At 38.2% G+C, this 25,454-nt stretch carries 24 protein-coding genes and 3 tRNA genes; 15 read left to right on the forward strand and 12 right to left on the reverse strand.

Features of this window, described 5'->3' with window-relative positions; all coding sequences use genetic code 11:
• Positions 1 to 65: 65 nt before the first annotated feature.
• The 3 genes from HMPREF9444_RS09530 to HMPREF9444_RS09540 form a co-directional block, all read right to left on the reverse strand.
• A tRNA-Leu gene (locus HMPREF9444_RS09530) sits at positions 66 to 155 on the reverse strand.
• Positions 156 to 165: 10 nt separating this feature from the next.
• Positions 166 to 239: transfer RNA gene (locus tag HMPREF9444_RS09535), tRNA-Cys, on the reverse strand.
• 3 nt (positions 240 to 242) lie between these two features.
• Positions 243 to 318 (reverse strand) — tRNA-Gly (locus HMPREF9444_RS09540).
• A 318-nt stretch (positions 319 to 636) separates the two neighbouring features.
• On the opposite strand from HMPREF9444_RS09540, the gene HMPREF9444_RS09545 reads away from it, so the two are divergent.
• Entirely contained in the window at positions 637 to 1,065 is a 429-nt protein-coding gene (locus tag HMPREF9444_RS09545) for an HIT family protein (protein ID WP_040909512.1), read from the forward strand.
• 77 nt (positions 1,066 to 1,142) lie between these two features.
• Positions 1,143 to 2,015, forward strand: coding sequence for an endonuclease/exonuclease/phosphatase family protein (locus tag HMPREF9444_RS09550; protein WP_009144230.1), 873 nt, complete (start codon positions 1,143 to 1,145; stop codon positions 2,013 to 2,015).
• Positions 2,016 to 2,032: 17 nt separating this feature from the next.
• Here HMPREF9444_RS09550 and uvrC read toward each other — a convergent pair whose 3' ends face one another.
• The 5 genes from uvrC to HMPREF9444_RS09575 form a co-directional block, all read right to left on the reverse strand.
• On the reverse strand, positions 2,033 to 3,982 hold the full coding sequence (uvrC, locus tag HMPREF9444_RS09555) for an excinuclease ABC subunit UvrC (RefSeq protein ID WP_009144231.1): 1,950 nt from the start codon (positions 3,980 to 3,982) through the stop codon (positions 2,033 to 2,035).
• Positions 3,979 to 4,764, reverse strand: coding sequence for a protein-ADP-ribose hydrolase (locus tag HMPREF9444_RS09560; RefSeq protein WP_050779026.1), 786 nt, complete (start codon positions 4,762 to 4,764; stop codon positions 3,979 to 3,981). Before HMPREF9444_RS09560 ends, uvrC begins: the two co-directional genes overlap by 4 nt.
• Before the next feature lie 62 nt (positions 4,765 to 4,826).
• The gene (locus HMPREF9444_RS09565; protein WP_009144233.1) at positions 4,827 to 5,606 is read right to left on the reverse strand and encodes a MetQ/NlpA family ABC transporter substrate-binding protein; all 780 of its coding nucleotides are present in this window, start codon (positions 5,604 to 5,606) and stop codon (positions 4,827 to 4,829) included.
• A gap of 221 nt (positions 5,607 to 5,827) precedes the next feature.
• Positions 5,828 to 6,469, reverse strand: a complete 642-nt coding sequence (locus HMPREF9444_RS09570; RefSeq protein ID WP_009144234.1) for a methionine ABC transporter permease — start codon at positions 6,467 to 6,469, stop codon at positions 5,828 to 5,830.
• A gap of 19 nt (positions 6,470 to 6,488) precedes the next feature.
• The gene (locus tag HMPREF9444_RS09575) at positions 6,489 to 7,553 is read right to left on the reverse strand and encodes a methionine ABC transporter ATP-binding protein (RefSeq protein WP_009144235.1); all 1,065 of its coding nucleotides are present in this window, start codon (positions 7,551 to 7,553) and stop codon (positions 6,489 to 6,491) included.
• Positions 7,554 to 7,841: 288 nt separating this feature from the next.
• Here HMPREF9444_RS09575 and HMPREF9444_RS09580 point away from each other — a divergent pair, with 288 nt between their 5' ends.
• Positions 7,842 to 9,056 carry an ABC-2 transporter permease gene (locus HMPREF9444_RS09580; RefSeq protein WP_009144236.1) on the forward strand — a complete coding sequence of 405 codons (1,215 nt, stop codon included), beginning with the start codon at positions 7,842 to 7,844 and terminating at the stop codon, positions 9,054 to 9,056.
• Here HMPREF9444_RS09580 and nth read toward each other — a convergent pair.
• Positions 9,042 to 9,650: an endonuclease III gene (gene nth / locus HMPREF9444_RS09585; protein ID WP_040909519.1), complete on the reverse strand. Its 609-nt coding sequence runs from the start codon at positions 9,648 to 9,650 to the stop codon at positions 9,042 to 9,044. The genes HMPREF9444_RS09580 and nth overlap by 15 nt on opposite strands.
• 123 nt (positions 9,651 to 9,773) lie before the next feature.
• Between nth and rsxA the strand changes: the two genes are divergently transcribed.
• Genes rsxA through HMPREF9444_RS09620 form a run of 7 tightly spaced genes read left to right on the forward strand, consistent with a single transcriptional unit; the run spans position 9,774 to position 15,882 of the window.
• The gene (gene rsxA / locus HMPREF9444_RS09590) at positions 9,774 to 10,361 is read left to right on the forward strand and encodes an electron transport complex subunit RsxA (RefSeq protein WP_040909513.1); all 588 of its coding nucleotides are present in this window, start codon (positions 9,774 to 9,776) and stop codon (positions 10,359 to 10,361) included.
• Entirely contained in the window at positions 10,358 to 10,927 is a 570-nt protein-coding gene (locus HMPREF9444_RS09595; protein WP_009144240.1) for an RnfABCDGE type electron transport complex subunit B, read from the forward strand. Before rsxA ends, HMPREF9444_RS09595 begins: the two co-directional genes overlap by 4 nt.
• Entirely contained in the window at positions 10,928 to 12,829 is a 1,902-nt protein-coding gene (gene rsxC, locus HMPREF9444_RS09600) for an electron transport complex subunit RsxC (protein ID WP_009144241.1), read from the forward strand. It begins immediately after the preceding gene.
• Between the two features lie 6 nt (positions 12,830 to 12,835).
• Positions 12,836 to 13,933 (forward strand): RnfABCDGE type electron transport complex subunit D, encoded by a 1,098-nt coding sequence (locus HMPREF9444_RS09605; protein WP_009144242.1) that lies wholly within the window; start codon positions 12,836 to 12,838, stop codon positions 13,931 to 13,933.
• Positions 13,933 to 14,568, forward strand: a complete 636-nt coding sequence (locus HMPREF9444_RS09610; protein ID WP_009144243.1) for an RnfABCDGE type electron transport complex subunit G — start codon at positions 13,933 to 13,935, stop codon at positions 14,566 to 14,568. Before HMPREF9444_RS09605 ends, HMPREF9444_RS09610 begins: the two co-directional genes overlap by 1 nt.
• The gene (locus HMPREF9444_RS09615; protein WP_009144244.1) at positions 14,568 to 15,305 is read left to right on the forward strand and encodes an electron transport complex subunit E; all 738 of its coding nucleotides are present in this window, start codon (positions 14,568 to 14,570) and stop codon (positions 15,303 to 15,305) included. The genes HMPREF9444_RS09610 and HMPREF9444_RS09615 overlap by 1 nt, the downstream gene beginning before the upstream one ends.
• A gap of 31 nt (positions 15,306 to 15,336) precedes the next feature.
• Positions 15,337 to 15,882 (forward strand): CD3072 family TudS-related putative desulfidase, encoded by a 546-nt coding sequence (locus tag HMPREF9444_RS09620; protein ID WP_009144245.1) that lies wholly within the window; start codon positions 15,337 to 15,339, stop codon positions 15,880 to 15,882.
• Positions 15,883 to 15,963: 81 nt separating this feature from the next.
• On the opposite strand, the gene HMPREF9444_RS09625 is transcribed toward HMPREF9444_RS09620, so the two are convergent.
• Together HMPREF9444_RS09625 and HMPREF9444_RS09630 are read right to left on the reverse strand one after the other, a co-directional pair.
• Positions 15,964 to 18,660, reverse strand: a complete 2,697-nt coding sequence (locus tag HMPREF9444_RS09625; protein ID WP_009144246.1) for a hypothetical protein — start codon at positions 18,658 to 18,660, stop codon at positions 15,964 to 15,966.
• Positions 18,648 to 20,144, reverse strand: a complete 1,497-nt coding sequence (locus HMPREF9444_RS09630; RefSeq protein WP_009144247.1) for a purine-cytosine permease family protein — start codon at positions 20,142 to 20,144, stop codon at positions 18,648 to 18,650. The genes HMPREF9444_RS09625 and HMPREF9444_RS09630 overlap by 13 nt, the downstream gene beginning before the upstream one ends.
• A 238-nt stretch (positions 20,145 to 20,382) precedes the next feature.
• Between HMPREF9444_RS09630 and HMPREF9444_RS09635 the strand changes: the two genes are divergently transcribed.
• Positions 20,383 to 20,862 (forward strand): low molecular weight protein-tyrosine-phosphatase, encoded by a 480-nt coding sequence (locus HMPREF9444_RS09635; RefSeq protein WP_040909514.1) that lies wholly within the window; start codon positions 20,383 to 20,385, stop codon positions 20,860 to 20,862.
• A complete protein-coding gene (locus HMPREF9444_RS09640; RefSeq protein WP_009144249.1) occupies positions 20,840 to 21,394 on the forward strand; it encodes a DNA-3-methyladenine glycosylase I in 555 nt (184 codons plus the stop codon). Before HMPREF9444_RS09635 ends, HMPREF9444_RS09640 begins: the two co-directional genes overlap by 23 nt.
• Here the strand turns inward: HMPREF9444_RS09640 and HMPREF9444_RS09645 are convergent.
• Positions 21,391 to 22,521, reverse strand: a complete 1,131-nt coding sequence (locus HMPREF9444_RS09645) for a 4-phosphoerythronate dehydrogenase (protein ID WP_040909515.1) — start codon at positions 22,519 to 22,521, stop codon at positions 21,391 to 21,393. The genes HMPREF9444_RS09640 and HMPREF9444_RS09645 overlap by 4 nt on opposite strands.
• A gap of 291 nt (positions 22,522 to 22,812) precedes the next feature.
• Here HMPREF9444_RS09645 and purT point away from each other — a divergent pair, with 291 nt between their 5' ends.
• Genes purT through HMPREF9444_RS09660 form a run of 3 tightly spaced genes read left to right on the forward strand, consistent with a single transcriptional unit; the run spans position 22,813 to position 25,436 of the window.
• Positions 22,813 to 24,012: a formate-dependent phosphoribosylglycinamide formyltransferase gene (gene purT / locus HMPREF9444_RS09650; RefSeq protein ID WP_009144251.1), complete on the forward strand. Its 1,200-nt coding sequence runs from the start codon at positions 22,813 to 22,815 to the stop codon at positions 24,010 to 24,012.
• On the forward strand, positions 24,012 to 24,203 hold the full coding sequence (locus HMPREF9444_RS09655; protein WP_009144252.1) for a DUF4250 domain-containing protein: 192 nt from the start codon (positions 24,012 to 24,014) through the stop codon (positions 24,201 to 24,203). Before purT ends, HMPREF9444_RS09655 begins: the two co-directional genes overlap by 1 nt.
• The gene (locus tag HMPREF9444_RS09660) at positions 24,204 to 25,436 is read left to right on the forward strand and encodes a hypothetical protein (RefSeq protein ID WP_009144253.1); all 1,233 of its coding nucleotides are present in this window, start codon (positions 24,204 to 24,206) and stop codon (positions 25,434 to 25,436) included.
• Positions 25,437 to 25,454: the final 18 nt, after the last annotated feature.

Below are 25,454 nucleotides of genomic sequence, written 5' to 3' on the forward strand. Positions count from 1 at the left end.
TAAAAGGGATTTTACCTAGACTGTAAATTTCGGGTAAAAATGACAAGAATTAAAAATTGAAGAGTTGGTGCCCGGGACCGGGGTCGAACCGGTACGAACTTTTAAGGTTCGAGGGATTTTAAGTCCCTTGTGTCTACCAATTTCACCACCCGGGCGGCTTGTTTGTGGAGGCGCGTTCCAGAGTCGAACTGGACTATACGAATTTGCAATCCGCTGTATAACCGCTTTACTAACGCGCCCTTTGGAGCGGGAAACGAGGTTCGAACTCGCGACCCTAACCATGGCAAGGTTATGCTCTACCAACTGAGCTATTCCCGCATCACATCAAGCGGAGACTATTATATATGAACTTTACTAAGAGTCAACAAATTTTTTAAACTTTTTTCATCAAACAAGATTATTTCAATAGGCAAACATATCAATAAACAAGATATAAATCAGCTTCTTTTAAAGAAAAAAATTTTTTAAATTAACATTATTTTTTAGGTGCATTACATTAATATGTGAGCTTATACTGACAGCAAAACTATACTTCTTGTATATTTATTTATTTTTTAAAGCTTTTTGCTCACGCTCACAGCTTTATAAGCCTGTTTCATTACAATCTTTTTAACAAATTTAATAAGGAGAAACAAAATGTCCGAACCATGCATGTACTGTGAAGAAACTGAGAAGCTTCATTCTTTAATGTTTCGCGTAGGTGAGCTTGATCACAGCATTTTATATTTAATGAAGGATCAAAAATTTAGAGGCCGCTGTGTTCTTGCTGCAAAAAAACACTACGACGAAATGTATGAAATGCCTGCTGAAGAGCGTAACGGCTTTTTTGCCGATTTAGCAAAAGCAAGTAAAGCTATAGCTGAAATTTTTAAACCGGGTAAAATCAATCTCGGTGCATATGGCGATTTAGTCAAGCATTTTCATGTTCATATAGTTCCTAAATATGAAGGCGGACTTCAATGGGGGGCTTTCGTATGGGATAAAGATGTTCCGGTGGTACACCTTGAACAGGCAGAATATGACGCTATGATTCAAGAACTTAAAGCAAAACTTAATATTGCTTAGTTTATTTAATGAAATAAAATCAATTACATTGTATTTATTATCTAATAATTAAATACAGTTATTGAGGATTTTAAAAGATGCCGAAGCTTTGCAGAATATGTAATACCGCTTGTGTTTGCGCTTTTACCTTTATTGCTTCAGCTTCGGCAGAAACATATTTTAACTACAATCAAACATATGATTTATCCACAGCTCCGGAATTAAAAATTGTTACCTATGCCATAGATAATCTTAAAGCCGATAAAATAGGAACGCTTGCTTCAGGACTTTATTTACTTGATGCTGATGTCATTGCTTTAAATGAAAGCTCTGAAAATATGACTTCCGAATATTTTTCAGAAGCCGTTAAAGAGTTATCACGCCTTATAAATTATTCTTACGTTTTATCTGATAAAACCGATACCGGAAACTGTTCTGTAGGGCTCATCAGCCGTTACCCTATATACAACGTCGTTTCTCTTAATTATCAGGATGTCAGCCAGCATCTGCCGCCAATACTTTGTGCTGAAGTAAAACTGCCTCAATTTGACTCACCTGTTCTATTTTTAAATACTGCTTTTGAAAATAATGAAGATCTTGAATCTAAAATCGCAGCAATACGTTCTATCAATGATTTTGTAAAAAATCCGTATGATAATAGCAATGCAATAACCGACAAAGATTTAAAAATAAAAATATTAACCGGAAATTTCAACGATACGGCAAACGGACCTGTCCTTTATGAGCTTTCACGATATTTTAACCTTGTTGATTCTCAGAATAATGAAGATTTTCGCACTTATCCTGCATTAAATCCTGCTCTTGATTTATCGCACATCTTAACCTATCGCGGACAGGTATGGAAAACCACCGCTATTACCGTTATAAAAGGTAATCACGGTCACATGCCTTGGCAGGAGTTTTCTTCTCACCTGCCTATTTTTGCTACCTTAAAATTAATTGAACAATAAATGCCGCAGAGAAATAATTAATCTATCGCATGTAAAGCATCATATATTTTCTGTGCCAATGCCTTGCTTATTCCAGGAACTTTAGCAAGCTCATCAACGCCTGCGCGCATTACTTCCTGACGCCCGCCCAGATGCTGCAGCAAAGCCTGCCTGCGTTTGGTTCCTACTCCTTCAATTCCTTCAAGAGCTGAAGTTCTCCGTGCTTTTGATCTTCTTCCGCGATGCCCCGTAATCGCAAACCGATGGGATTCATCACGGATATGCAAAATAAGCTGCAATGCCGGATCACTTAAATCAAGATGATATCTCTCATGAGTAAACCCCATGATAAGCGTCTCCAAGCCCTCTTTTCGTCCTTCCCCCTTTGCAACAGCAACAATTTTCGGTAAAGAACTTTTTGCATGTAAAAAGCTTTCAGTTAAAACTTCCTCTGCTTGTTTTAACTGTCCCGGCCCTCCGTCAATAAACACCAAATCAGGAATCTCAGAATGATCAGGATCTTTAAAACGACGGGTTAAAACCTGATGCATTGCTGCAAAATCATCCCCCGGAGTTATACCTTCAATATTAAAACGTCTGTATCTTGAAGTATCCGGACCTTCTCTATCGAAGACAACGCAGGAAGCTACAGTTAATTCTCCTTGAGTATGTGAAATATCAAAACACTCCATTCGATGTATATCTTTTATATTTAAGATTTTCTCTAAACTGTTTATGCGATCTTGTGCAGTAAGAGAAGATGCTATTTTCGAAGTTAAAGAGGCTTTAGCGTTTGCTTTTGCCAAAGTCAGATATTTCGCCCTCTCTGCACGCACATTAATTAAAAATTTAACCTCCCGTCCTGATACCTGATTTATTGCATTTTGCAGCACGCCAATTTCATTCACAGCAACATCTATAACTATTTCCTGAGGGAACATAGCCGAACGGTTTTCACTTAAATAAAATTGACTTAAAAAAGACATCATCAATTCATCAAGAGAACCTTCCCGAGGAAGTTTCGGATAATATGAACGTGTTCCTAAAATTCTTCCCTTTCTTATAAACAGCACATGTACGCAAGCAAGTCCGTCCTGAACAGCGTGTCCTATTACATCAATATCAAATTTAATATCACTTGAAACGGATTGCGCTTCTTGAACCCTACGCAAAGCAAGAAGTTGATCCCTACATTTTGCAGCTTCTTCAAATTGAAGATTTTTAGAAAAGCTTTGCATAAGTACAGTCAAATTATTTAATAATTCTTGATTTTGTCCGCGTAAGAATAACTTCACCAACTCTACCTGTTTGGCATAGCTCTCTTCTCCTTTCTCTCCCATAGGAACACAAGGAGCAAGACACTTACCTAATTGTGCCATTAGACACGGACGAGAACGATGAGCATATACCGTGTCGGCACATTGCCTGATAGGAAAAATTTTCTGTAAAAGACGAAGACTTTCCTTTACAGCACTTGAATCAGGAAAAGGACCGAAATAATCACCGACAATTCTTTTTGCACCCCGATGATAAAAAAGACCGGGATGCTTATCTTTAGTTAAAAGAATATAAGGATACGACTTATCATCACGTAAAAGGATGTTATATCGCGGCTGATATTTCTTAATTAAATTATTTTCAAGAATTAAAGCTTCCGTTTCTGAAAAAGTAACGGTAAATTCTATGTGAGCAATATGTGACACCAGAGCTCTGGTTTTTATCGAATCGACACCTTTTAAAAAATACTGCGACAGTCTTTTTTTCAGATCTTTTGCTTTCCCGACATAAATAACAGTTTCATTTTTATCATACATACGATATGAGCCGGGTCGGTTAGGAACAGTTTTTAAAAAAGTCTTATAATCAAAATCCGTTGTATCCTTTGATTTTTCTGATTTCTGAACACTTTGTTTTTTTACGTCTGAATCGTCATTTAAAGCATCATCAATAAAATACAAAGATTGAGACGGAGTTTTTTCTTCTTTCATTGAGTACCTAAAAGTTCGATGTAAATTGACAAATCACTATCTTTAAACACATTAAAAACTACTTTAAAAGGATAATCATGTGCTTTAAGAAACTCTCTTACACAATCTACAGCAATAATTGCCGCTTCCTTTTGCGGAAAATGAAATTCTCCTGTGGAAATACACGGGAAAACAATGCTCTTACACTTGTTTTCTAATGCCAAATTCATAGAGTTTAAATAACAGGATCTAAGCTCTTCTTTCTTTTTATTATTTACATCAACAAATATTATCGGTCCTACTGTATGAATAACATAACGTGCAGGTAAATTAAAACCGGGAGTAATAATTGCTTCGCCTGTAAATAATTCTTTGTTTCGTTTCTTTATAAGATCATGACAATATAGACGAAGCTGCATTCCTGCAAAGGTATGAATTACATTATCTATACAGTTATGCCCGGGAATAAAACATCCTTGTGCAGCACTGTTTGCAGCATTAACGATAACATCAGCATTAAGACGCGTGATATCTCCTTGAAATAAAGAAATCCCTTTTTCTTTTTCAGAAAGATTGAAAATATCAACAATTCCCCGCTCTTTAATTAAAGAACTTAAAACTAAATTCTGTGCTTTTACTACTTCTTCAGAAAGTGATTTTGCAGGTCTTAAATTCATATAAGCGCGAGCAATATTAAAGCGTTTTGCAAATGGAAATGTAAAAACATCCCTATCAAGTTTTTCCTTTCTTTCTTCACTTAATTTTAAAATTAAAAAATTAAGATTTTCATCAACAGCATGCATACTCATACCAAAGTAAAGGGGACATATAAGTCCCCTTTACTTTAGCACTAATTCAAAATGAATTAAAAGGCCGGTAAAACTGCACCTTTATACTGTTTCTCAATAAATGCCCTGGTTTCTTCAGACTGCACAGCCTTAATTAAAATCTTCATGTCTTCTTTTTTAGCGCTCTCAGGATTTGCCACCAAAATATTCACATAAGGCGAATCTGCGCCTTCAATAACAATGGCATCACGCTGCGGAATTAAATCAGCCTGCATAGCAAAATTAGTGTTAATAACGGCAGCGTCTACATCTTCAAGAGCACGCGGCAGCTGAGCTGCTTCTAACTCACGGATTTCTATGTTTTTAGGATTATCTTTAATATCCATCACAGTGGCAGTGATATCGGTAGGATCTTCTAAAGTAATAACACCGGCTTTATTAAGCAGTAATAAAGCACGACCGCCGTTGGTCGGATCATTTGGAATTGCGATAACTGCGCCATCCTTCAATTCATTGATCTTTTTAATCTGCTTGGAATAAACGCCCATAGGCTCAATATGAACGGCAGCAACCTCTACAAGGTTAATTCCATGATCTTTGGTAAACTCTTCCAAATAAGGACGATGCTGGAAATAATTTGCATCAAGCTCACCGTCATCAGTTGCTAAATTCGGCTGTACATAATCATTGAACTCAACAATTTTTAAATCAACGCCCTGTTTTGCAACTATTGGCTTAACGAACTCCATAACCTCTCCATGCGGCACCGGAGTTACGCCTACGGAAATTTCACCTGCATTAGCGGCAGAAACGGAACAAAGAACAGCAGCTGACAATGCTACAACAATGGCTTTCATTTATTAGCTCCTCATATTCTATATTTGAGCTTTATTTCAACTTAAAGCTCCACAATGATTCTATTAAAATCGTTTAAATACCATTATGCAAGGGAAATACGGAATTAAGCACCAAAAAGGAGCAAAAAGCGAAATAAAAGAAAAAATAAAAATAAAGCTCCAATCCTCAACATGAAAATCGGAGCTTAAAATATTTTTTGATAATATTGGAATATCAGAGTCTATCGATGATCATAGTGACGGGAAAGCATATCGCCAATCCACTGTACTAACTGAACCATCAAAATCAAAATAAGAACAGTTGCAATCATCATATCTGCTCTAAAACGCATATATCCGTATCGGATAGCCAAATCACCGAGGCCTCCGCCGCCGATTGTTCCTGCCATAGCAGAACTGCCGATAATTACAATCACGGTAATAGTAAAATTCTGAATAATCTCAGGCATTGCCTCGGGCAAAAGAACTCTGCGTATAATCTGCCACGGAGTAGCCCCCATGGAAGTTGCTGCTTCAATCAATCCATAAGGTACGGTTCTTAAAGAAGTTTCGATAAGTCGGCCGGTAAAAGGTATGGTTGAAACAGTCAAAGGTACGATTGCTGCAGTAGTTCCGATAGATGTGCCGACCAGCATTTTAGTAAACGGAATAATCGCAACCATCAGAATAATAAAAGGAATAGAGCGCAATGCATTTACTATCGTACCTAAAATACGATAAAAATTAGGAGATTCCCAAAAATAACCGCGGGACGTGACTAAAAGCAAAACACCTAAGGGCACACCGAAAATAGCGGTAATTACAGACGCTAAAAGCACCATGTAAAAAGTTTCGAGTGTACCGTCAAACAGTAATCCGGACATTTTAGACCATGCGGATAAATCAATATTCAGCCAGTTGCTTACGGCGGTCATAGCCTAAAACCTCCACTTTGTGAACGCGCTTTTTAAGTTCTTCAATAGCAATATGAATAGTTTCTTCATCACCGTCAATTTCAACAACCAAAAGTCCGAACGGAACTTTACGGATATGATCTATACTACCTGCCAAAATACTTATCTTGGCATTACAGCATTTAGAAACATCAGCAATTACCGGACTATCAGCCTTAGGCCCTAAGAACAGAATTTCCACAACGGCTTTATATCCGTTCTCATAATTAGGGACGATTTGCGTATGACGAAGTAATTCCGGCATACCGCGACGTACGGCAGAAGATACCAATCGCTTGGTTAATTCCTCTTTAGGCTCAGTAAAAATATCAAGAGTACTACCCATTTCGGCAATAACACCGCCGTCTAATACGGCAACTCGATCACAGCACTCTTTAATAACTTCCATCTGATGAGTGATAATAACGATAGTAAGCTTAAGCTTATCTCTAAGATCAAGCAGCAATTCCAAAATCGAACTTGTAGTCTTCGGATCAAGAGCTGAAGTTGCCTCATCACATAAAAGAACTTTTGGTTCAGCGGCAAGAGCTCTGGCAATACCGACGCGCTGCTTTTGACCGCCTGATAATTGAGCAGGATACATATCTGCTTTATCTGAAAGCCCTACTAACTCAAGAAGATGAGCAACACGCTTATTAATCGCCTCTTTATCAAGTCTGCCTTCAAGTTCCAAAGGAAAAGCTACATTTTTAGCAACGGTAAGCGACGACAATAAATTGAAGCTCTGAAAAATCATTCCGATTTTTCTTCTTTCAACTCTCAGCTGCACCTGTTTCATAGCTGTAAGATCTTTTCCGTCTACTTCAACTGTTCCTGAAGTGGGACGTTCAAGAAGATTAATATTACGGATAAGAGTGGATTTTCCTGCACCGGACAATCCTATCACTCCGAAAATTTCACCTTCTTCAATAGTCAAAGATACGTCTTTTAAGGCTTTAACCTCACGTTTAGTGCCTTTTGCGTAAATCTTTTCTATATGGGTAAGTTTAATCACAAATAAATCCCATTATTTAATAACTGTGTAAACCTATTTCACCACAAATCTTTCCATTTCTTTTCGGAAAGAAATTCACGGTCAATGCGGATAAATATAATATTGTAACACTACCGGAAGTTTTAAAAAAACTCACAATTCAGGTTCTGAAAAGCTATCAAAAATTGTAAGCAAGCTGCAGCTTAACAAAGTTAAATGACAAATACACCTTTCATTTAGATAAGGAGAAAATGACAAAAACGACTTTTTACGCTATTATGCAAAAGTGATTTTTTCGAGATTCCGACTATGGCGCTAAATATTAACGTTTTAAAAAACGTAACGGATAAGTTCATAAAAAAAACCGGCAGCAGCGCACGATCGACAAACACTGAACCGACTGCCGACGCTTCAATTTTTAAAAATGTAAGTCTTAATCAGACAAAAGATGAATCTTTGTTTAAAGATCCTACCGATAACATCTTAGAAACGGACAATCCGGTTCCTGAGCAAAGTACTAGAGTATTTACGGGTAACCAGACTATTTTCAGTGAGCTTAAGCAAGAATCGGCTGACACCTTTAATAAAACAGCAAATATAGATAAAAATGAATTGACTTCCGATGTTGAACCGCTCACCGAAACATTTGCAAAAAGTGTTAAAGAGCATACTGAAAAAAATTTAGACAATGATATTGACGTGGATCCGAGTCCTATTGATTTAAATTTGTCTGCATACAATGACAAAGAAACTATTTCTTTAAAATTATCATCAATTTTGTTTTTCCGTCAGTTTTTTGCCTCTTTCTTTCAGTACACTACATTATCACTGTGTTTTCCGCAAACTGCATCGCGTCTTGGCCCCAGTTACCCTAGCTCAATGCCTTTTGCTTATTTGCTTATCGGCCTTATTTCAGGAGCGGCAGCAGGATTTACTTCAAATGTAAATTTAAAAATTATCTCAGGCGGCCTTATTTTCTGCGTTTTCATCACTTTATCAGGCTTGAGTTCTTTTCGCGGTATTTGTACTTTGATGTGTTTATTCAGTCAAAGACGAGCCGATGAAATAATCTCCGGAGTAGCAGTGGCAATCCCCTGCATTATTTTTACAGTGGTTGCTTCAGCCCTGGCAATGATCGTAAGCCCTTTAGAGCTGTTTTTAAGCTTTGCCTTGATTTCAATGTTAAGCGCAGCCTTCGCCGTAACTTTAGTATTCACTCTCGAGCAGGATCCGGTAAACTCCATCGGTACAATTACGATTGGAGGGATGATAATAAGTGCACTCTTGACCTTAGCCTTATGCTTTTTAATTTTAAACCCGTTAGTTATGGTGTCTTTATTAGGAACAGGTTTATTAGTCAGGGTAATTATCGGCTATTTTCTGCATTTAAATCATGTTGCAGCCTCCCGAGATTTGATATTGGCGGCAACGCAAATCAGCGTAATTGCCATGCTGCTTGATTTAGCTTGCATCGGCTCTTCTCTTCCCGTTATCAATACTTGCGTTATCTCACTCTTTAACTAAAGGATAACTTTTGCAGTACTCTCGAATTACACAGGAGCTGCATTGCGGCCTCTGTGCTTTACACACGTAACGTCCATGCAGAAGAATATAGTGATGAGCATCCTGAATAAATTCCTTATCAATAAGCGCAGGTAAATTATCTTCTACTTCTTTTACTGTTTTTCCTACACACAGTCCAGTACGATTGCAAACTCTGAAAATATGAGTATCAACGGCAATATAAGGCTTCTTAAAAGCAACATTTAATACTACTTTTGCCGTTTTTGATCCGACACCTGGCAATTTTATGAGTTCTTCATAAGTATCAGGAACTTGTGAATTATATTTTTCATATAAAATTTGTGATAATATCTGCAAATTTTTTGCTTTATTGCGCCATAAACCTATTGTTTTGATATATGGAGCAATTCCTTCCGCACCTAATTTACACATTAATTCAGGTGTCGGAGCAACTTTAAACAAAGCAGGAGTTGCTTTATTGACTGAAGCATCAGTAGCTTGAGCCGACAAAACAACTGCGCATAAAAGTTCAAACGGATTGTTGTATTTAAGCTCACTTTGAGGATTAGGGTTTTGTTCCCTTAAAACCGACATCAAAGAATATCTTATGGCTTTGCTTAATAAAGATGATTTTTTTTCGCACTGCCTCTTATTCTTAAGTGCGGTAAGATCTTCATTCTGATGAATCATAATTAAATGCATTAATGAGAAAATAAAGTGTTAGATGCCATTATTCTCTTTTTCAGCGCGGCAATAGTCAATAACTTCGTGCTGGTTCGTTTTTTAGGATTATGCCCTTTTATCGGCGTGTCTAACCATTTATCCGCGGCTTTAGGCATGGGTGGAGCAACCACTTTCGTACTGACATTAACTGCAGGCTGCTGTTATGGCGTAAATAATCTTATTCTTGATCCTTTAGGCTTATCCTCTCTTGATCTTATCGTTGATATCGTAATTATCGCTATAGCAGTACAGCTTGTTGAGATTTTAATCAAAAAAATCTCTTACGATCTTTACAATGCTTTAGGTATTTATCTGCCTCTTATTACAACTAACTGCATCGTCTTAGGTCTGGTTTTGTTGAATGTCTCCCTCCATCATTCTTTTATAAATTCTATTGTTTATGCTTTAGGAGCCGGAAGCGGATTTACATTAGTCCTAACTCTTTTTGCCGCTATCAGGGAAAGACTGCAGATAGCCGACGTTCCGCTTCCTTTTAAAGGCACACCCGTAGCACTTATTGCCGCAGGTCTTATGTCGCTTGCATTTATGGGCTTTGCCGGATTTACAGGAAGTGCCGTATGATTTCAAGCAATGAAAGTTTATTTATATTAGGTCTAAGCATTGTTCTTCTGCTGCTGGGAGCCTTTCTTTCTTTCATTGCAAAAAACTCAAAACAAGGCAATGAAAGCACGGCTTCTAAAATTGAAAAAATACTTCCCGGCGTTCAATGTGCTCAATGCGGATTCCCAGGATGTTCTGCTTATGCGGAGGCCGTAGCTTCAGGCGCTGCTTTATGCAATAAATGTATTCCGGGAGGACCTGACACCGTCAAGGAAATTGCTGCATTATTAGGCATTGCCCCGCCATCTGAAGAAGATGAAGATTTAGTATTCCTCCCGCGCCTTGTTGCGGTAATTGATGAAAACAAATGCACCGGCTGCTCAAAATGTTTAAAGCATTGTCCGGTAGATGCTATTGAAGGAAAAATAAAAACAGTACATCACATTAATTCTGAAGAGTGTATCGGATGTGCCGACTGCTCAAAAATCTGTCCTGAACAATGTATTTCCATGCAGCGTCTAAAGCCTACTTCTGCCAATTTCAATTGGGACATTAAAGCCGTAACCGTAAAAGGAGACAAGCAGTAAATGGCTCAATCCAAACAGCTTGCCAAAATTTTAAAAGGAAAAATCTGGAAATTTTTCGGAGGAATAAAACCTCAGGAATTAAAAAAAACGGGAGATATCCCGATTAGAGAATTACCGCTTCCGGACTCCGTCTCATTACCGGTTAATCGCTATTTAGGACAAGGCGGAAAAATTATCGTATCAGTAGGAGACAAAGTAAAAGTCGGACAACCTTTAACAATTCCCGGAGGAAATAGGAATGTTCCGCTGCACGCCTCTATTTCCGGAGAAATCGTTGCTATTTCCGATCATATAATAGCGCATCCAAGCGGAGCTCTTGAAACATGCATTACCATCAAAAACGACGGTAAAGACGATATTTATCCGCCGGAGCCTTTAAAAGACTGGGAAACAAGTGATGCCGATACTTTATTAAAGCGTATTCGTGATTACGGTGTTGAAGGATTAGGCGGAGCTCAATTTCAAACTGCAGCCAAACTCGGTTCTTCAATCAAAGGCAACAGAAACTGCAATATCTTTATTGTAAACGGATGTGAATGTGAACCTGTTGCAACTTGTGATGATCGTTTAATGCAGGAAAGAGCAAAAGATATAGTATCCGGAATTAAAGTCATCAAAAGAATTCTTAAACCCAAAGCTGTAATAATTGCCATTGAAGATAATAAAACGAATGCAATTAAAGCAATTAAGAATGCAGCAAAAGATGAAGCCATTGTTAGAGTACTGCCTACGCTATACCCGTCAGGAGCGGCACGCAACCTTATCAAAATTGTTACCGGAATTGAAATTCCATACAGTGAACACACATCAGACTGCGGCATAGTAGTTGATAATGTCGAAACCGTTTTTGCAGTAAAACAAGCAGTTATTGACGGTATTCCTCTTACTAAGCGTACGGTTACGGTCGACGGAGAAAAGCTTTCTGATCACGGCAATGCCTGGATACGTCTTGGCAGCAGTGTAAATTTTGTTTTAAAACAATTCGGTTATACAGAGCAACCTAGCAATAAGGTTATTTTCGGCGGACCGTTTATGGGGTTTACTCTTCCTGATTTGAGTATTCCCGTAACTAAAAGCTGTACTTGTCTTTTTACTCCTTCTGAAAAAGAACTTCCTCCTGCAGGCATTGAACGCAATTGCATACGCTGCGGACGCTGCGCCAGGGTTTGCCCGTCACGCTTAGTACCTTATCGTATGTATGCTTTATCAAAAGCAGGTGATCACAAAAAGACTTTAAATTGCGGAATAAAAGACTGTACCGAATGCGGATGCTGTGCTTATGTATGTCCAAGTAAAATTCCTTTAACTTCACAATTTAGAAAAGAAAAGGCCATTATCAGAATATTGGATGACAAACAAAGACGTACCGATAGAGCAAAAGAAAGAATGAAACTTCACGATGAAAGACTGAAAGAGGAAGCAAAAATTCGTGAAGCCAAACGTCAAGCAGCTCTTGCGCGTATTGCAAAGCAAAAAGAAGCAGCAACTAAAAACGCCGAACCATCAAATTCTGAAAATAAGATATCGGATTCCGCACGCAAAGCAGCAATCGCTGCAGCGCTTGCCCGCAAGAAAAACCAAGATAAAAACTCTGCTGCAGCTGCAAATTTATCCCCTGAAGAGCTGCAACAACGCAGACAGGCGGCTATTGCTGCAGCACTTGCTCGCAAAAAAGCGCAAAGCGCAGCCGAAAAAACTAATACTGTTATTAACGAGACTGCAGAAAAAACAGATAAAAATTTAACTGTACAAAGTACAGATGGCTTAAAGCCAAAAGCTTACCAAGAGATTTCTCCTGAAGAGCTAAAGCGCCGCAGACAAGCAGCTATTGCTGCAGCCTTAGCCCGTAAAAAAGCACAAAGCCTGACCGTAGACAAACAAACGAATACTAAGCAGGATTAATTTAATATGACAATAAATAATTCACCTGATATTAAGTTCGATTTGGAGCCTGCTCCACATATTCACAGCCGCATGACAACCTCCAAAATGATGGGGATTGTTCTGGGCGCCCTGATTCCGGCATACTGCGTAATGATTTATTTTTTCGGCTACGGAGTTTTAATTCAATTTCTCATATGCGCAATTTCATGCTGCGTTGCCGAGAGTATTGCCGCTCTTTTACGTAAAAGAAAACCTGTTTTTTATATAACAGATTTATCTGCACTTGTTACTGCAGCTATTTTAGGTTTGACCCTACCAGCCTTCTTACCTTGGTATTTAAGCGTATCGGCTTCATTCTTTGCTATTTTACTTGTCAAACATACATTCGGCGGACTCGGTATGAATATTTTTAATCCCGCCATGGCAGGATTTATTTTCCTTGTAATATCTGCACCAGGAATATTCTTCTCAACATGGGTATCACCGGCACCGGGAGCCTATAGCATAGCAACAATTGAGCAACGCTCCGATGTAATATTCAGCGACAAAGATCCTATTATGCTTCGCAATAAAATAAAAGAATTAAACACCAATGCTGACATCCTTACTGGTGCTACTTATCTTGAAAGCATCAAAACGGCAAGAAAAGCAGGAGCTGTAGGCAATGTTGAGACAATTGATTTTTCTCTTGACTCCTATAAGGCTTATGGATATTTGGCAATAGCTTATCTTTTAGGCGGAATAATTTTAATCGGATTTAAAGTAATTCCTTTTCAAATGCCGCTATCCTTCCTTGCTACCATTTTTATTGGCGGAAGCATCTGGCATGCGCTTGATCCGGGAATGTCAATAAACGGTATTGAACATATTCTTTTCGGCGGCACGATGCTCGGTGCTTTTTTTATTATTACCGATCCGGTCACGAATTCGGGAACATTTAAGGGCCGTATATGCTTTGCAATATTTACAGGTCTGCTTGTTCTTTTGATCCGAGTTCAAGGCTCTTATTCTGACTCAGTAGCCTTTGCTGTCATGCTCGCAAATGCAGCTGCCCCTTTGCTTGACGTTTTAACCCGCCGCCGTCCTTTCGGCATCGGGTATAGAAAAGGAGGTCTTGATTAATGATTAAATCCTTTTCTTCTCCTTTTACAAGAGCAATAGCTGCAGGCTTTACTCTTGCCTTTATCGCCGCTTTATGCGTATTTTTTATTTTACATGCTCAACACAATACTTCAGAGAAAATTTCTGCCAATCAAAATGCCCGAATGATGCAAGTAATAAACGATCTATTGCCGGCTGAAACATTAACTGAAGATACAATTACTGTATGTAAATTATTTTCACATAAAAAAATCGGTAAAAATATGCCGTTTCTTACCGTAACGGATAAAAACAATAAACCTTTAGGTTATATTGCAACTTTTTCAACATCTCGCGGATATTCAAATCCTTTAATCTTAATAGCAGGACTTACATCGGACCTGAAAATTTATAAAGTAGATATTCAAGCATCAAAAGAAACACCGGGGATCGGCGATAAAGTTGACAGGAATCACGGCAATTTCCTTGACCAATTTGACAATCAAAATTTAGAGTCCATTCATTGGGAAGTAAAAAAATTCGGTGGGGACTTTGATTATATAACAGGAGCAACCGTAACCTCACGCGCCATCGTACTTGCAAGCCGTGATTTACTTAAAGCCGTTAATGAAACAGATTTATCTTCTTTGCCGTTATGTAAAGGAGCTTTGCAATAATGACCGACAATATTGATACCGTACATGGGACTAAAGAGTCTGAATTCACCCCTGCTGAAAGCAAAAATTCACTGCTTATAATCATTATCAAGGGGCTGTGGAAAGAGAATCCCGGACTTTGTCAGCTTCTGGGGTTATGTCCGCTGCTTGCCGTTACCACCACAGCAGTTTCTGCTCTGGGGCTTGGCATTGCTACAACCTTGGTTGTTATTTTAAGTTCTACATTAATTTCCTGTCTTCGTTCAGTTATCTTCACAGAAGTGCGCATTCCTATTTATGTAATAGTAATTGCAACCTTAGTTACCGTAGTGCGTTTTTACGTAGAAGCCTATTTCCCTGAACTTTATAATGCCCTTGGCATTTATCTTGCCCTAATTGTCACCAACTGCATCATCATGGGACGAGCTGAAGCCTTTGCAGGACGCAATCGTCCACTCCAAGCTGCCGTTGACGGACTTGCCTGCGGCGTAGGTTTTTCTCTTGTTCTTTTTACTTTAGGATCCATCCGTGAAGTTTTAGGCAGCGGAACTTGGATGTTCGGGGCTCATGACTTCTTAGGTGATTGGGCTTACGCTCTCGAAATAAATTTGATAAGTTCCGATCATACTTATTTAATTGCAATTTTACCGCCGGGAGGTTTCTTCATTCTTGCCATGCTTATCGCAGCGAAAAACGCTTTAGATCAAAGAAAACAACATAAAGAACAATCTCTTGCAATCAAATCAAAGCAAATTTAAGGTTCAACACGTAAGTTATAATCTGTAAACCATGTTTGATGATATTAGAAGCAAAAAAATTGTATTGATTGCTCATTGCTTAATCAATCAAAACGCAATTTCCGATGGAACGGCAGTCTATCCTGCTGCCTTTTCCGATCTAATAAACTTTCTAATGCAAAACAACATCGGAATACTGCAAATGCCTTGTCCTGAGCTTTGTTGCTTAGGTCTTGACCGGGGAAATCCATTAGGAGCAGCATCTCCGGTTTTAGTTGAAAACACTCGGATCCGCAGCGCAATGCAACAAAAAGAGACAAAAGACAAACTGCAAAAATTAATTGATTATGTAATGCTGCAGATTTTAGAATACCGCAAACACGGCTTTAAAATTATTGCTATTATCGGTGCTAACCGTTCCCCCAACTGCGGAGTTGAAACAACGTCGGAAAACAATCAGGAAACCCAAGGAATGGGACTATTTATGGAAGAACTTGCCAAACGCCTTTATCAAAATAAAATAAAAATCTCGTTTCTAGGCATTAAATCCTCTGACGGCATGGAAAAAATAAAGAAACTTTTAAGATTTGCAGATTAATTAAAATATCAACAGCTTTAATTAAGTAAAACTTATTAAAGCCGTCGCTATTCTTATTGCTACTGTGCAATGCAGACTAATCTACATAATCAGCTTAAGGATCGGAGCTGCCAAAATACCGCAACTGTCCGGTCCGCTTTTACGCCACTTGCTATGTTGATAATAATAGTTGGCAGCCGAAGTATATAATTCAATTTCCAAAAGATTAGCCCCTATCTTAAGCTCTGTATTCAAAGAAAAACAATAGTCTTGACCTAAGCTTTGTCCAACTAAAACTTTATTTAAATAAATCTTTACTCCGTCATGACATGACGGCAACAATAACTTAGCCTCTTTACATGAGCTTTCAAGTAAAAAATTTATCTGATATAAAGCCTTTCCTGCAAAGTTTTCAAATCCTTGTTTTTCAAGACCGCATTCTACACTGATGGGACAAAACTCACGTTCTACTGTTGTAACTGACCATCCGTCTTTAAGCGTACGATAAATTTCTTTATCAAAATCGCTAAGAATAAAACAAGCAATCTCATACGGATTAAGGAAAACGGAATGTACGCGTTGTTTGTACGACTCTTTAGCAAACTCAGCACCGGAAAAATCCAGCTTACTGAGCAGTGAACTTTTATCACCGACAATATTAAGAGCAAGATAATTGTGACTGTCATTAAAAATGCACAACGCATAACCGTCATCAGTTCTTAATATTTTTGACCACACCGGATCTTTACGTGGGGAAAATTCAAGATGAATTCTTTCTTCTTTTAAAAATGATAACGCCTTTTCTAATTTAGGAGCATAAGCTTCATTGAGCTCTTCTAATGAAAAATCAATTGGATGTACAAGCAAATCAGATATTAAATCGCTCACCTCTCTTGCAGCTTCATCGTCCTCACCGTAAGCTACAATACGAGGCAAAGATCCGACAAAAAAGATTTTAAGCCCGTCTTCGGCAAATTCTTTAATAAGCTTAAGAGTCTTAGCTGATTTTACTACCTTAACATCCGGCAATAGCAAAGCACTAAAACTCTCTTTTCCTAATATAAGTTTCCCATTCTCTACATGAGCCTTATCAAGATAGTCTTCATCTAAAAATAGATAATCATAAGCATGAGTACTTAAATATTTAGCTACATCAGCACAAATGCTGCCGTATTCCCGATTCATTCCGCTTACGTAAAAATTTCGGCGCGGATAGAAAATTGCCAAATCAAAAACAGGATTTCCGGCATCAAGAAATTCCGCAACTATTGCAGAATCCTTACAAATTTTCGTAAAAAACGGTCGATACCAAGGTTCAAAATTAATCCCCGGAGAAAAATCCAAACGCGGATTCTTAAAAATTTCATCATTATCTAAAGTTCCGTCATCAAGATAAAAAGCGTGCATCAAAAATTGACGCATTCCTAAAATATGATGACGCATGACTTGAGCATAAAGCTCCAGCGGCTTTAACTCCCAAAAACCGGCACCGAAATGTGATCCTTTTTCCTCCCGACCGTAGTATTGTTCTAAAATACAGCCGCTTCTTCCATTTGCTCGTGCTACAGAATCACCCATTTTGGCTGAAATCTGAGAAATTGAGTTCTTCGCATCTACAGCAGTGATATCACGTAAGGCGTCCAATGCAAAATAATCAAGTGCAAAGTTGCAGCGGTTATCTTCAGTAATTACCGTATCGGCAAAATTCCATGAATGCACATGACCTAAAACCTCATGCCCGCTGAATAATAAATTATGATCACTACACCATTTTCTTAAAGGTTCAAAATAGTTTCTAAAAGCAAGATGAGCGTAGGTTTCAAACACGCAGCAGCGTTTAGCGGCACTATCGTTAAAATAATCCCCTAACAAAGAAATAAGACAATGCGCTTTTTCTAACTCACCCCCTGCTGATAAAAGATCCGAAAACTCTTTTGAAAACATTAAAGAAGAACGGACTTGAGAGGTATTTTCTCGCCATTGATAAAAACATGAATGCGGTTGATCAAAAAATGTATAACGTACCGTAGTACCTAAATGGTCACCCAGTGCCTTTGCATAAGGTTCATACGTTGTTTTAATAAAAGCTTGAGCCGTCTGCGGTAACAGATAATTCACCATACGTGAGCTTTTACAGCGAGCTGCAGCAAAAAGTGCCAATTTGCTTTCAGAATTCAAATACGGAAGAAATTCTTTTTTTACTTTAATTTTTATCCCTTGATCATCACAGCAGCAATCAAATTGTGTTTTATCAAGTATCGCCAGTTTTTTACCGTCTGCCGTAAAATTATAAACTCCTACAATCTCCCACTCATCCCATAAAGCTTTTCCGCCTTCATAAATCCAGTTTTTACCTATTTCAAACAAACATTGGGCATCTCCTGAGCTTATTGAGCTTATCTTAAGTTCAGCATATGCGTCACTATCGTCAATATTCTTAAGGCTCCAAAACAGATGGCGTTCTTTTACTGTGGGATCAAGCTTTACGCACAATCCTCCTGCATGACCTGACTGCCAATTATAATCATCATAAATTCCCATCATGAGCTTTAGCTCACGTGCCCTATCGGCGCAATAACGATAAGCCGTTAAAAAACGATCACTTAAATAATCATTTATAGGAGTAGCAAGTCTTGCTGCAATTTGAAATGATCCGAACCCTCCGCTTTTAAGTTCTTTTAACTTGGCATCTATTTCATCGCATGCAGGAATACGCTGCCAAAACCAATAACATGCAGGCAGATGCCATTTATCCGGATGTTTGATCCTTTCAGCTAACTTACCTCTTACCTTACACATTTAGGTCTTTTCTCCGCATAATTGTTCGGCAATTCGGTTTTTCCTAAAACAAAAGTTATAATCGCATAAATTGCAGCACCTGCTGCCATTGACACAATGACACCGACATTAGCAGATGCAAACACACTTTGTTTAGTTTCCTCAGTTAACAAGAAGCCGACAAAATGAGCGATATTCGGATCCCATGAGGTGATGGTACCCAAACCGATAATCGATGCCGCAATTAAACTGAAAAGTGCTCCTTTGCGATAATTCAGTCCCCCGCTGCCTAAAGGCTGAGCCAATGAAACATCCCAGTTAAGTCGTTTTTGTCTTATAAAATCAACAAGCTCAATAGCACCCATTGACCCCAAAACCACAGATACCGCAGCTAAGAAAGCTTGAAAAGTCGATAAGAAAGAATCTGAGACGAACAAAAGATAAAAAGCTCCAAAAGCAATAATAAGCGCATTTAATGCCGTAGTTACTGCTCGCGATGTAGGAAGTCCCAAAGCCATTAAGGCAAGCCCTGAACTATAAACTCCTGTCATCGCAGCAGAAAGCAAAGATATGATAATAACAATGCAAAAAGGAACATAAAACCAAAAAGGCAGCAAAGCGGTAAGTGCGCCTATAGGCTGAGATGCGGCAGCAGCTGTCAAATCCGGATTAGAGTCTGCAAGCAGTACTCCTAAGATTAACAAAACGGCAACCGGCAACGAAATACCCAAAGAAGTCCAAAAAATAATGCCTCCGGCTTTAGTGTTTTTAGGCAGATAACGACAAAAATCCCCGCCGTAATTTAAAAATCCTAAACCGACCATGGTCATTGCCATAACCATACCGCCGATACAGGTTATAAAATCTGCAGACTCATGTGATCCTAAAGCAGAAAAATTAATATGCGGAATAATCATGAAAATAAAAATCACCGTCATGATGCTTGTAACAACAGCGATATATTTTTCAACACGAACAATAAGTTGATACCCGTATACGGCAACTGACATGCTCAAAAAAAGAACAACAATAAACCAACAAACAAGACACGTTGTGGTATAAGTACCGTCAGCATTGGCACACAATGACGGAAACAGTTTGGCAAACAAATCGGCACCGGTAGTTGCCGAAAGCGTAATAATCGTGACTTTCCAACCCATATTGGAAATATAGGCAAAAAGAGTCGGAAATTTATTTCCTTTAAAGCCGAAAGCCATGCGCGTCTGGGTTAAGGTAGGAAGTCCCGTACGCGGTCCGCCCACAGCTAAAATACCCACTAATGTACTTGATAAAAAATACCCTATAACCCCAAAAGCAATAGCTTGTAAAAAGCTCATGCCTAAACTGTAAACATAAATACCGTAGGTAATCCCCAAAATAGATACATTCCAGGAAAACCACACCGGGAAAAGACCGAACGGAGTACCGTAACGCTCATTTTCAGGGATCGGATTAACACCGTTGGTCTCCAGCCTAACGCCCGTGTTGCCGCTATTGCTTGACATAATATGTTCCTATCTGTAAAAGATGATGAAATTTAAACGTACAATTATACCCATTTTGCCGGTTATGCTTTCTAATGGAACACAAAGGTGCAAAACAGTTAATTCTATCAAAAGAGCTACAAAATTTAGCTTACTATAAGCTGACTTGACGGCATGATAGTTAGCATTAATAATTACAACAACTCTTTCAATTTCATCTCTTAAATCAATTTAATAATTTCAACCAGCTAATACGAATATGATTAATATAATTTTTGTCTGTCACGGCAATATATGCCGCTCACCTATGGCCGAATTCATATTTAAAGATATGATAAAAAAAGAACATCTTGAGCACGAATTCAATATTGCCTCAGCCGCAACTTCGACAGAAGAAATCGGAAATCCGGTTTATCCGCCGGTTAAAGCATTGCTCGAAAGTAAAGGTTTATCTTGTAAAGGTAAACGCGCTCGTCAAATAACTAAAGATGATTTAGATTTTTATGATTATATTATCCTTATGGATAATAATAATTTACGCAATCTGTCTTATCTTTATCCGCAAGCTAACCAAAATAAAATCCATCTTTTAATGGACTTTACCGGAACAAAAGGACAAGAAGTCGACGATCCGTGGTATACCGATAACTTTGCTCTTGCTTATAATGATATTAAACAAGGCTGTACTGCTCTGCTACATTTTTTAAAAGAAAAACATGATAAAAAAACATCGCTGTAAATGGGTTAATCTTAATAACCCGTTATATGTTGCTTACCACGATACGGAGTGGGGAAATCCGGTCTTTGACGATCACTGTCTTTTTGAAATGCTTATTCTTGAGTCATTTCAGGCCGGACTTTCCTGGGAATGTGTTTTAAATAAAAGAAAAGATTTTAAAATCGCCTTCGATAATTTTGAGCTGAATAAAGTCATTAATTATGATGACAATAAAATAGCTGAACTATTAAGTAATGAAAAAATAATCCGCAATCGCCTTAAAATTAAAGCCGCCATCAGTAACGCTAAGATTTTTAAAGAGATACAAAAAGAGACTAAATCATTCAGCAACTATCTATGGCACTGGACAGATTACAAAATAATCCATGAAACGGGAAAAACCTCATCGGCCCTTTCTGATGCAATTTCTAAAGATTTACAAAAACGTGGAATGAAATTTGTCGGAACAACAATTATTTATTCATATCTACAAGCTGTGGGAGTAATAAACTCCCACGAAAAAGATTGTTTTTTAGCGCCCCAAATCCGCTAATCGCCGCTTAAAGAAAAGCCAAGCCCTTTTAACGTCTCTTTATATTCTATCGGGACATTTTGCAATGTAAGTGATGATAATTCACGCCTTTCCCGATAGTTTTTCCGCAAAGCATCAAAACTCTTACCGTCAACGCAACGATTTTTAAATAGATAACTATCACGGCGAACATCATAAATAGAAAAAACCAAGCGAGAAATCAAATCGCGGTCAAGACTATCAATTCTGCCTATATCAAGTTCAGAAAACTCAGGCAAAGGAACAATAAAAGAACTTTTTAAAGGGATATTCAAATATTTGCACATACTTACTGCAAGCATATACGCAGCTCTACGCTTTGACTCATATGAATATCCGGCAATATGAGCAGTTGCCCCTTCAAGAAAAGGAATCAACTTCTTATATGAAATGTCAGGCTCTCCCTCAAATACATCAAGCCATACTCTTAATTTCTCTCCTTTTTCAAACAACGTAAGCAATGCCTTATTATCAAGTACCGGTCCGCGTGACGCATTTATAAGAAAGCCCTTGCCGATCTTTGTTTGTAACGCACTCTCATCAATAAGATGGTAAGTTTTATATTTACCTTCTTTAATAAGCGGAACATGAAAAGTCGTAAAATCACAGTTAAGACATTCTTCAAGACTTGCTCCATATTCCTTTTGTCCTGCGGCAAATAAAGGAGGATCGCGTTTAACAACACGCATATTCAAAGCATGTGCCTTTTTAATCACTTCAGAGCCTGTATTGCCGCAGCCCACTACCCCTATAGACATTCCGTCAAGTTTTAAATCATAGCGCTGAGCAAAAACCAACAGCACGGACAAAATATAATCGCCAACACTTTCTTTATTTGCCCCGGGAGCTGAAGCAAAACCGATCTTAAGCTGTTTTAACAATTCCTCATCAACATGATCACAACCTGCAGTGGCAGTCCCAATAAATCTTAGCTTTGCAGCGTGTGCAAGCAGCTCTCTATCAACTTTTGTCACTGAACGAATCATCAAAGCATCAATATCTTTAAGATCGTCTCCTGCAATATCGCGCCCCGGTTTTAACACGACTTCACCATATGGAGAAAAAACTTCCATAGCATTCGGCATGGCGCTATCGACTAAAATCTTCATGTTTCTTTTGTCCGCAAAGTACTTAAGCACAATTTTTGCAGTAAATTATATGAATTTTTCTTATAAATAAAAAAAGTCCCAGTTCACACTATTAAACGCTTACTGCTTAAATCACTATAAGGCATGATAGAAAAAACATTTTAGTCCGTTCAATTTTTTCTTAAACCCATAAGAGCATGTTATAATTTTAATTTAGGTTAAGGAAATAAAAATCCTTTTTTATTTTAATAAGTTAGCTTTTACAAGTACTTATCTTATTAATACATTTCAGAGCTAAAAGAAGGTTTACTTATGGCATCAGCTATCAGCATTCATAATACCGTTAACGGTCGCCCGACCACCGCTTTACTTTTAGGTTCGGGAGAATTAGGTAAAGAAGTTGCCATTGAACTTATACGCCTGGGAATAAAAGTAATAGCCTGCGATCGCTATGACAATGCCCCTGCTATGCAAGTTGCCCAAGACAAAGCTGTTATTAACATGAAAGATCACGATGAGCTTTCAGCTTTAATTCATAAAGTAAAACCTGATTTTGTAATTCCCGAGATTGAGGCAATCTCCACTTCTACATTAATGGAACTTGAAGAAAAAGAAGGCCTTCATGTGGTTCCGTGCGCGCACGCCGCTCATATTACAATGAACCGCGAAGCAATAAGAACATTAGCCGCAGAAAAATTGGGATTACCTACTTCAAAATATTTCTTTGCCTCTTCTCTTGCAGAAATTAAAGCTAATATCGATAAAATCGGTTTTCCCTGCATAATGAAGCCTACTATGAGCTCTTCTGGTAAAGGTCAGAGTACGGTAAAAGCTCCTGAAGATGTTGAAAAGGCTTGGGACTACGCTTTAAAAGCCGGCCGCGGCGGTGAGCAGAGAGTAATTGTGGAAAGCATGGTAAAATTTGACCGTGAAATAACTCTACTAACCGTTCATGCCGTAGACGGGATTCACTTCTGCCAACCCATCGGCCACCGTCAGGAAAACGGTGATTACCGAGAATCATGGCAGCCTGAACCTTTAACTGATACCGTTTTAGATGAATGCAAACGCATCGCTTCAACTGTTGTTAAGGCATTAGGCGGATACGGAATTTTCGGTGTGGAATTATTCATTTGCGGCGATAAAGTAATTTTCTCGGAATTATCTCCTCGCCCGCATGATACCGGCATGGTAACTTTAATTTCTCAAGACATGTCAGAATTTGCTCTGCATGTTCGTGCCTTATTAGGTCTTCCTATAGGTAATATAGCTTTCTACGGACCTTCAGCATCAGCAGCCGTCTTAGTGAAAGGTGAAGGCAATAATCTTACCTATTCAAATCTTGATAAAGCTTTGAGCATGGCTCCTGATTGTGCCGTCAGAATTTTCGGTAAACCCGAAATCCATGGAGAAAGACGTATGGGAGTGGCTTTAGCACGCGGATCCGACGTTAAAGACGCTGTAGCAAAGGCCTGCGCTGTACGAGATAATATTGTTTTTGAGGCCAAATAATGTTTTCTCTTGATAACTACGAAAAAATGGATCCTTTTATCTTATTGTCTGCAGTTAATATGCAGCTGCGAGATAATTATCCATCTCTAGAAGATCTTTGCAAAAGCTTCGATATCGACGAAGAAAAATTAAAAACCCGTTTAAATAACGCGGGATTTACCTACGATAAAGCTCAAAATCAATTTAAATAAATGCTAAATCGTCTTGACGGGCAGTACCTTTTCGTACTGCCTTTACCCCTTACTGCGCCCGGCAAAAACGCCAGACTTTACGGCGTTGTTTTATGCCGTACAGATGCCAATCTAAATCCATTAAGCGAATACGAAATTTTAAGGTGCAAACTGCCGTATAACGCTTTACCCAGTCCTGCATATCTATACACTTTAGATCTTAATGTGGATCTCTTGCGCGACGGGATTTGTGAAAGCAAATTCATCAATTGTCTAAAATCTCATTTTGACAACAAAAATCTTACCGTCGTTACTTTTTCAGCAAGACATCTGCAGGCATTGAATGCTATATCCCTACGTTGTTTCCTTGTACCCGATATACTGCAAAAACCTAAAAGCGTATTTGACGTAAAAACAGCACTTAACGTAGCTTCAATTTTCGGCACACAAAGCTTCACTGCACAAAGTGATCTGATTGCCAACGCCAAAATTCTTGAACTTTACGAAAATGAAAAAGCAAATGATCATATTGCACGACTTAAGCTTCTTATAAAACTTTTTAAAAAGCTTATTACCGACAATTACAAGATCGCTGCGTATTTATTAAGGCCGACTGCTGACAAAATAAACTTTATAAGAAAATCAATCAGTACCCGTGATTGCTTGGCTCTGCTTGATAATACCGAAATAAAAATAATAAAACCAATAAAACTGCAAAATACGTTGCTTTATGCGCTGACTTGCAATAATGAAGAAGAACTGAAGTATGAAGCAATAGATCTTGATTTAATGTATATGATTGCTCCTCTTAGTATTTTGACCCCCGATCGCTTACAAAAATTACATTTTAATTTATCTAATACTTTGTCAATTTTAAAAAGCTCATCTGAAGATCTTATATTTAATACGGACACACTTCCTTATAAAGACAAATTTTTTATGAATCTTAATGCAGCAGATATGGCTTTTTATGAATCAATAGGCAAAAAAGATCCACACAGCTTATATCCCAATATGGAAACTGACTCTCAAGTTTTAAGCAATCATTTATTTTTATATCGCTGTGAAAACTTTCAAGGAACACTTACCGATCAAGAGCTTAATAAATATTATGAATACTGTGTAAAAAAAATGCGCAAAGATCTTCCGGTATTCTTAAAAGAAGCAAAAATATTGGCTAACAATCTTGAAGAAAATGATGAAGCCGGATTAAAGCGAATACGCAATATTATTAGGTTTGCTGAAGAGCTTTAAAGGCGGTTGTTTTTTACC

The sequence above is a fragment of the Succinatimonas hippei YIT 12066 genome (genome assembly GCF_000188195.1).
GTDB lineage: Bacteria > Pseudomonadota > Gammaproteobacteria > Enterobacterales > Succinivibrionaceae > Succinatimonas > Succinatimonas hippei.

Excerpts from the sequence above, each read along its gene's own strand:
- HMPREF9444_RS09630 (WP_009144247.1), bottom strand. The coding sequence starts at position 20,144 with ATGTCAAGCAATAGCGGCAACACGGGCGTTAGGCTGGAGACCAACGGT.
- HMPREF9444_RS09560 (WP_050779026.1), bottom strand. The coding sequence starts at position 4,764 with ATGCATGCTGTTGATGAAAATCTTAATTTTTTAATTTTAAAATTAAGT.
- nth (WP_040909519.1), bottom strand. The coding sequence starts at position 9,650 with ATGTCGGTTTTAAGGGAACAAAACCCTAATCCTCAAAGTGAGCTTAAA.
- HMPREF9444_RS09615 (WP_009144244.1), top strand. The coding sequence starts at position 14,568 with ATGACCGACAATATTGATACCGTACATGGGACTAAAGAGTCTGAATTC.
- uvrC (WP_009144231.1), bottom strand. The coding sequence starts at position 3,982 with ATGAAAGAAGAAAAAACTCCGTCTCAATCTTTGTATTTTATTGATGAT.
- HMPREF9444_RS09660 (WP_009144253.1), top strand. The coding sequence starts at position 24,204 with ATGCTAAATCGTCTTGACGGGCAGTACCTTTTCGTACTGCCTTTACCC.
- HMPREF9444_RS09545 (WP_040909512.1), top strand. The coding sequence starts at position 637 with ATGTCCGAACCATGCATGTACTGTGAAGAAACTGAGAAGCTTCATTCT.
- rsxC (WP_009144241.1), top strand. The coding sequence starts at position 10,928 with ATGGCTCAATCCAAACAGCTTGCCAAAATTTTAAAAGGAAAAATCTGG.
- HMPREF9444_RS09635 (WP_040909514.1), top strand. The coding sequence starts at position 20,383 with ATGATTAATATAATTTTTGTCTGTCACGGCAATATATGCCGCTCACCT.
- HMPREF9444_RS09655 (WP_009144252.1), top strand. The coding sequence starts at position 24,012 with ATGTTTTCTCTTGATAACTACGAAAAAATGGATCCTTTTATCTTATTG.
- HMPREF9444_RS09625 (WP_009144246.1), bottom strand. The coding sequence starts at position 18,660 with ATGTGTAAGGTAAGAGGTAAGTTAGCTGAAAGGATCAAACATCCGGAT.
- HMPREF9444_RS09605 (WP_009144242.1), top strand. The coding sequence starts at position 12,836 with ATGACAATAAATAATTCACCTGATATTAAGTTCGATTTGGAGCCTGCT.
- HMPREF9444_RS09610 (WP_009144243.1), top strand. The coding sequence starts at position 13,933 with ATGATTAAATCCTTTTCTTCTCCTTTTACAAGAGCAATAGCTGCAGGC.
- HMPREF9444_RS09570 (WP_009144234.1), bottom strand. The coding sequence starts at position 6,469 with ATGTCCGGATTACTGTTTGACGGTACACTCGAAACTTTTTACATGGTG.
- HMPREF9444_RS09645 (WP_040909515.1), bottom strand. The coding sequence starts at position 22,521 with ATGAAGATTTTAGTCGATAGCGCCATGCCGAATGCTATGGAAGTTTTT.
- HMPREF9444_RS09620 (WP_009144245.1), top strand. The coding sequence starts at position 15,337 with ATGTTTGATGATATTAGAAGCAAAAAAATTGTATTGATTGCTCATTGC.
- HMPREF9444_RS09565 (WP_009144233.1), bottom strand. The coding sequence starts at position 5,606 with ATGAAAGCCATTGTTGTAGCATTGTCAGCTGCTGTTCTTTGTTCCGTT.
- HMPREF9444_RS09580 (WP_009144236.1), top strand. The coding sequence starts at position 7,842 with ATGGCGCTAAATATTAACGTTTTAAAAAACGTAACGGATAAGTTCATA.
- purT (WP_009144251.1), top strand. The coding sequence starts at position 22,813 with ATGGCATCAGCTATCAGCATTCATAATACCGTTAACGGTCGCCCGACC.
- HMPREF9444_RS09595 (WP_009144240.1), top strand. The coding sequence starts at position 10,358 with ATGATTTCAAGCAATGAAAGTTTATTTATATTAGGTCTAAGCATTGTT.
- HMPREF9444_RS09550 (WP_009144230.1), top strand. The coding sequence starts at position 1,143 with ATGCCGAAGCTTTGCAGAATATGTAATACCGCTTGTGTTTGCGCTTTT.
- HMPREF9444_RS09640 (WP_009144249.1), top strand. The coding sequence starts at position 20,840 with ATGATAAAAAAACATCGCTGTAAATGGGTTAATCTTAATAACCCGTTA.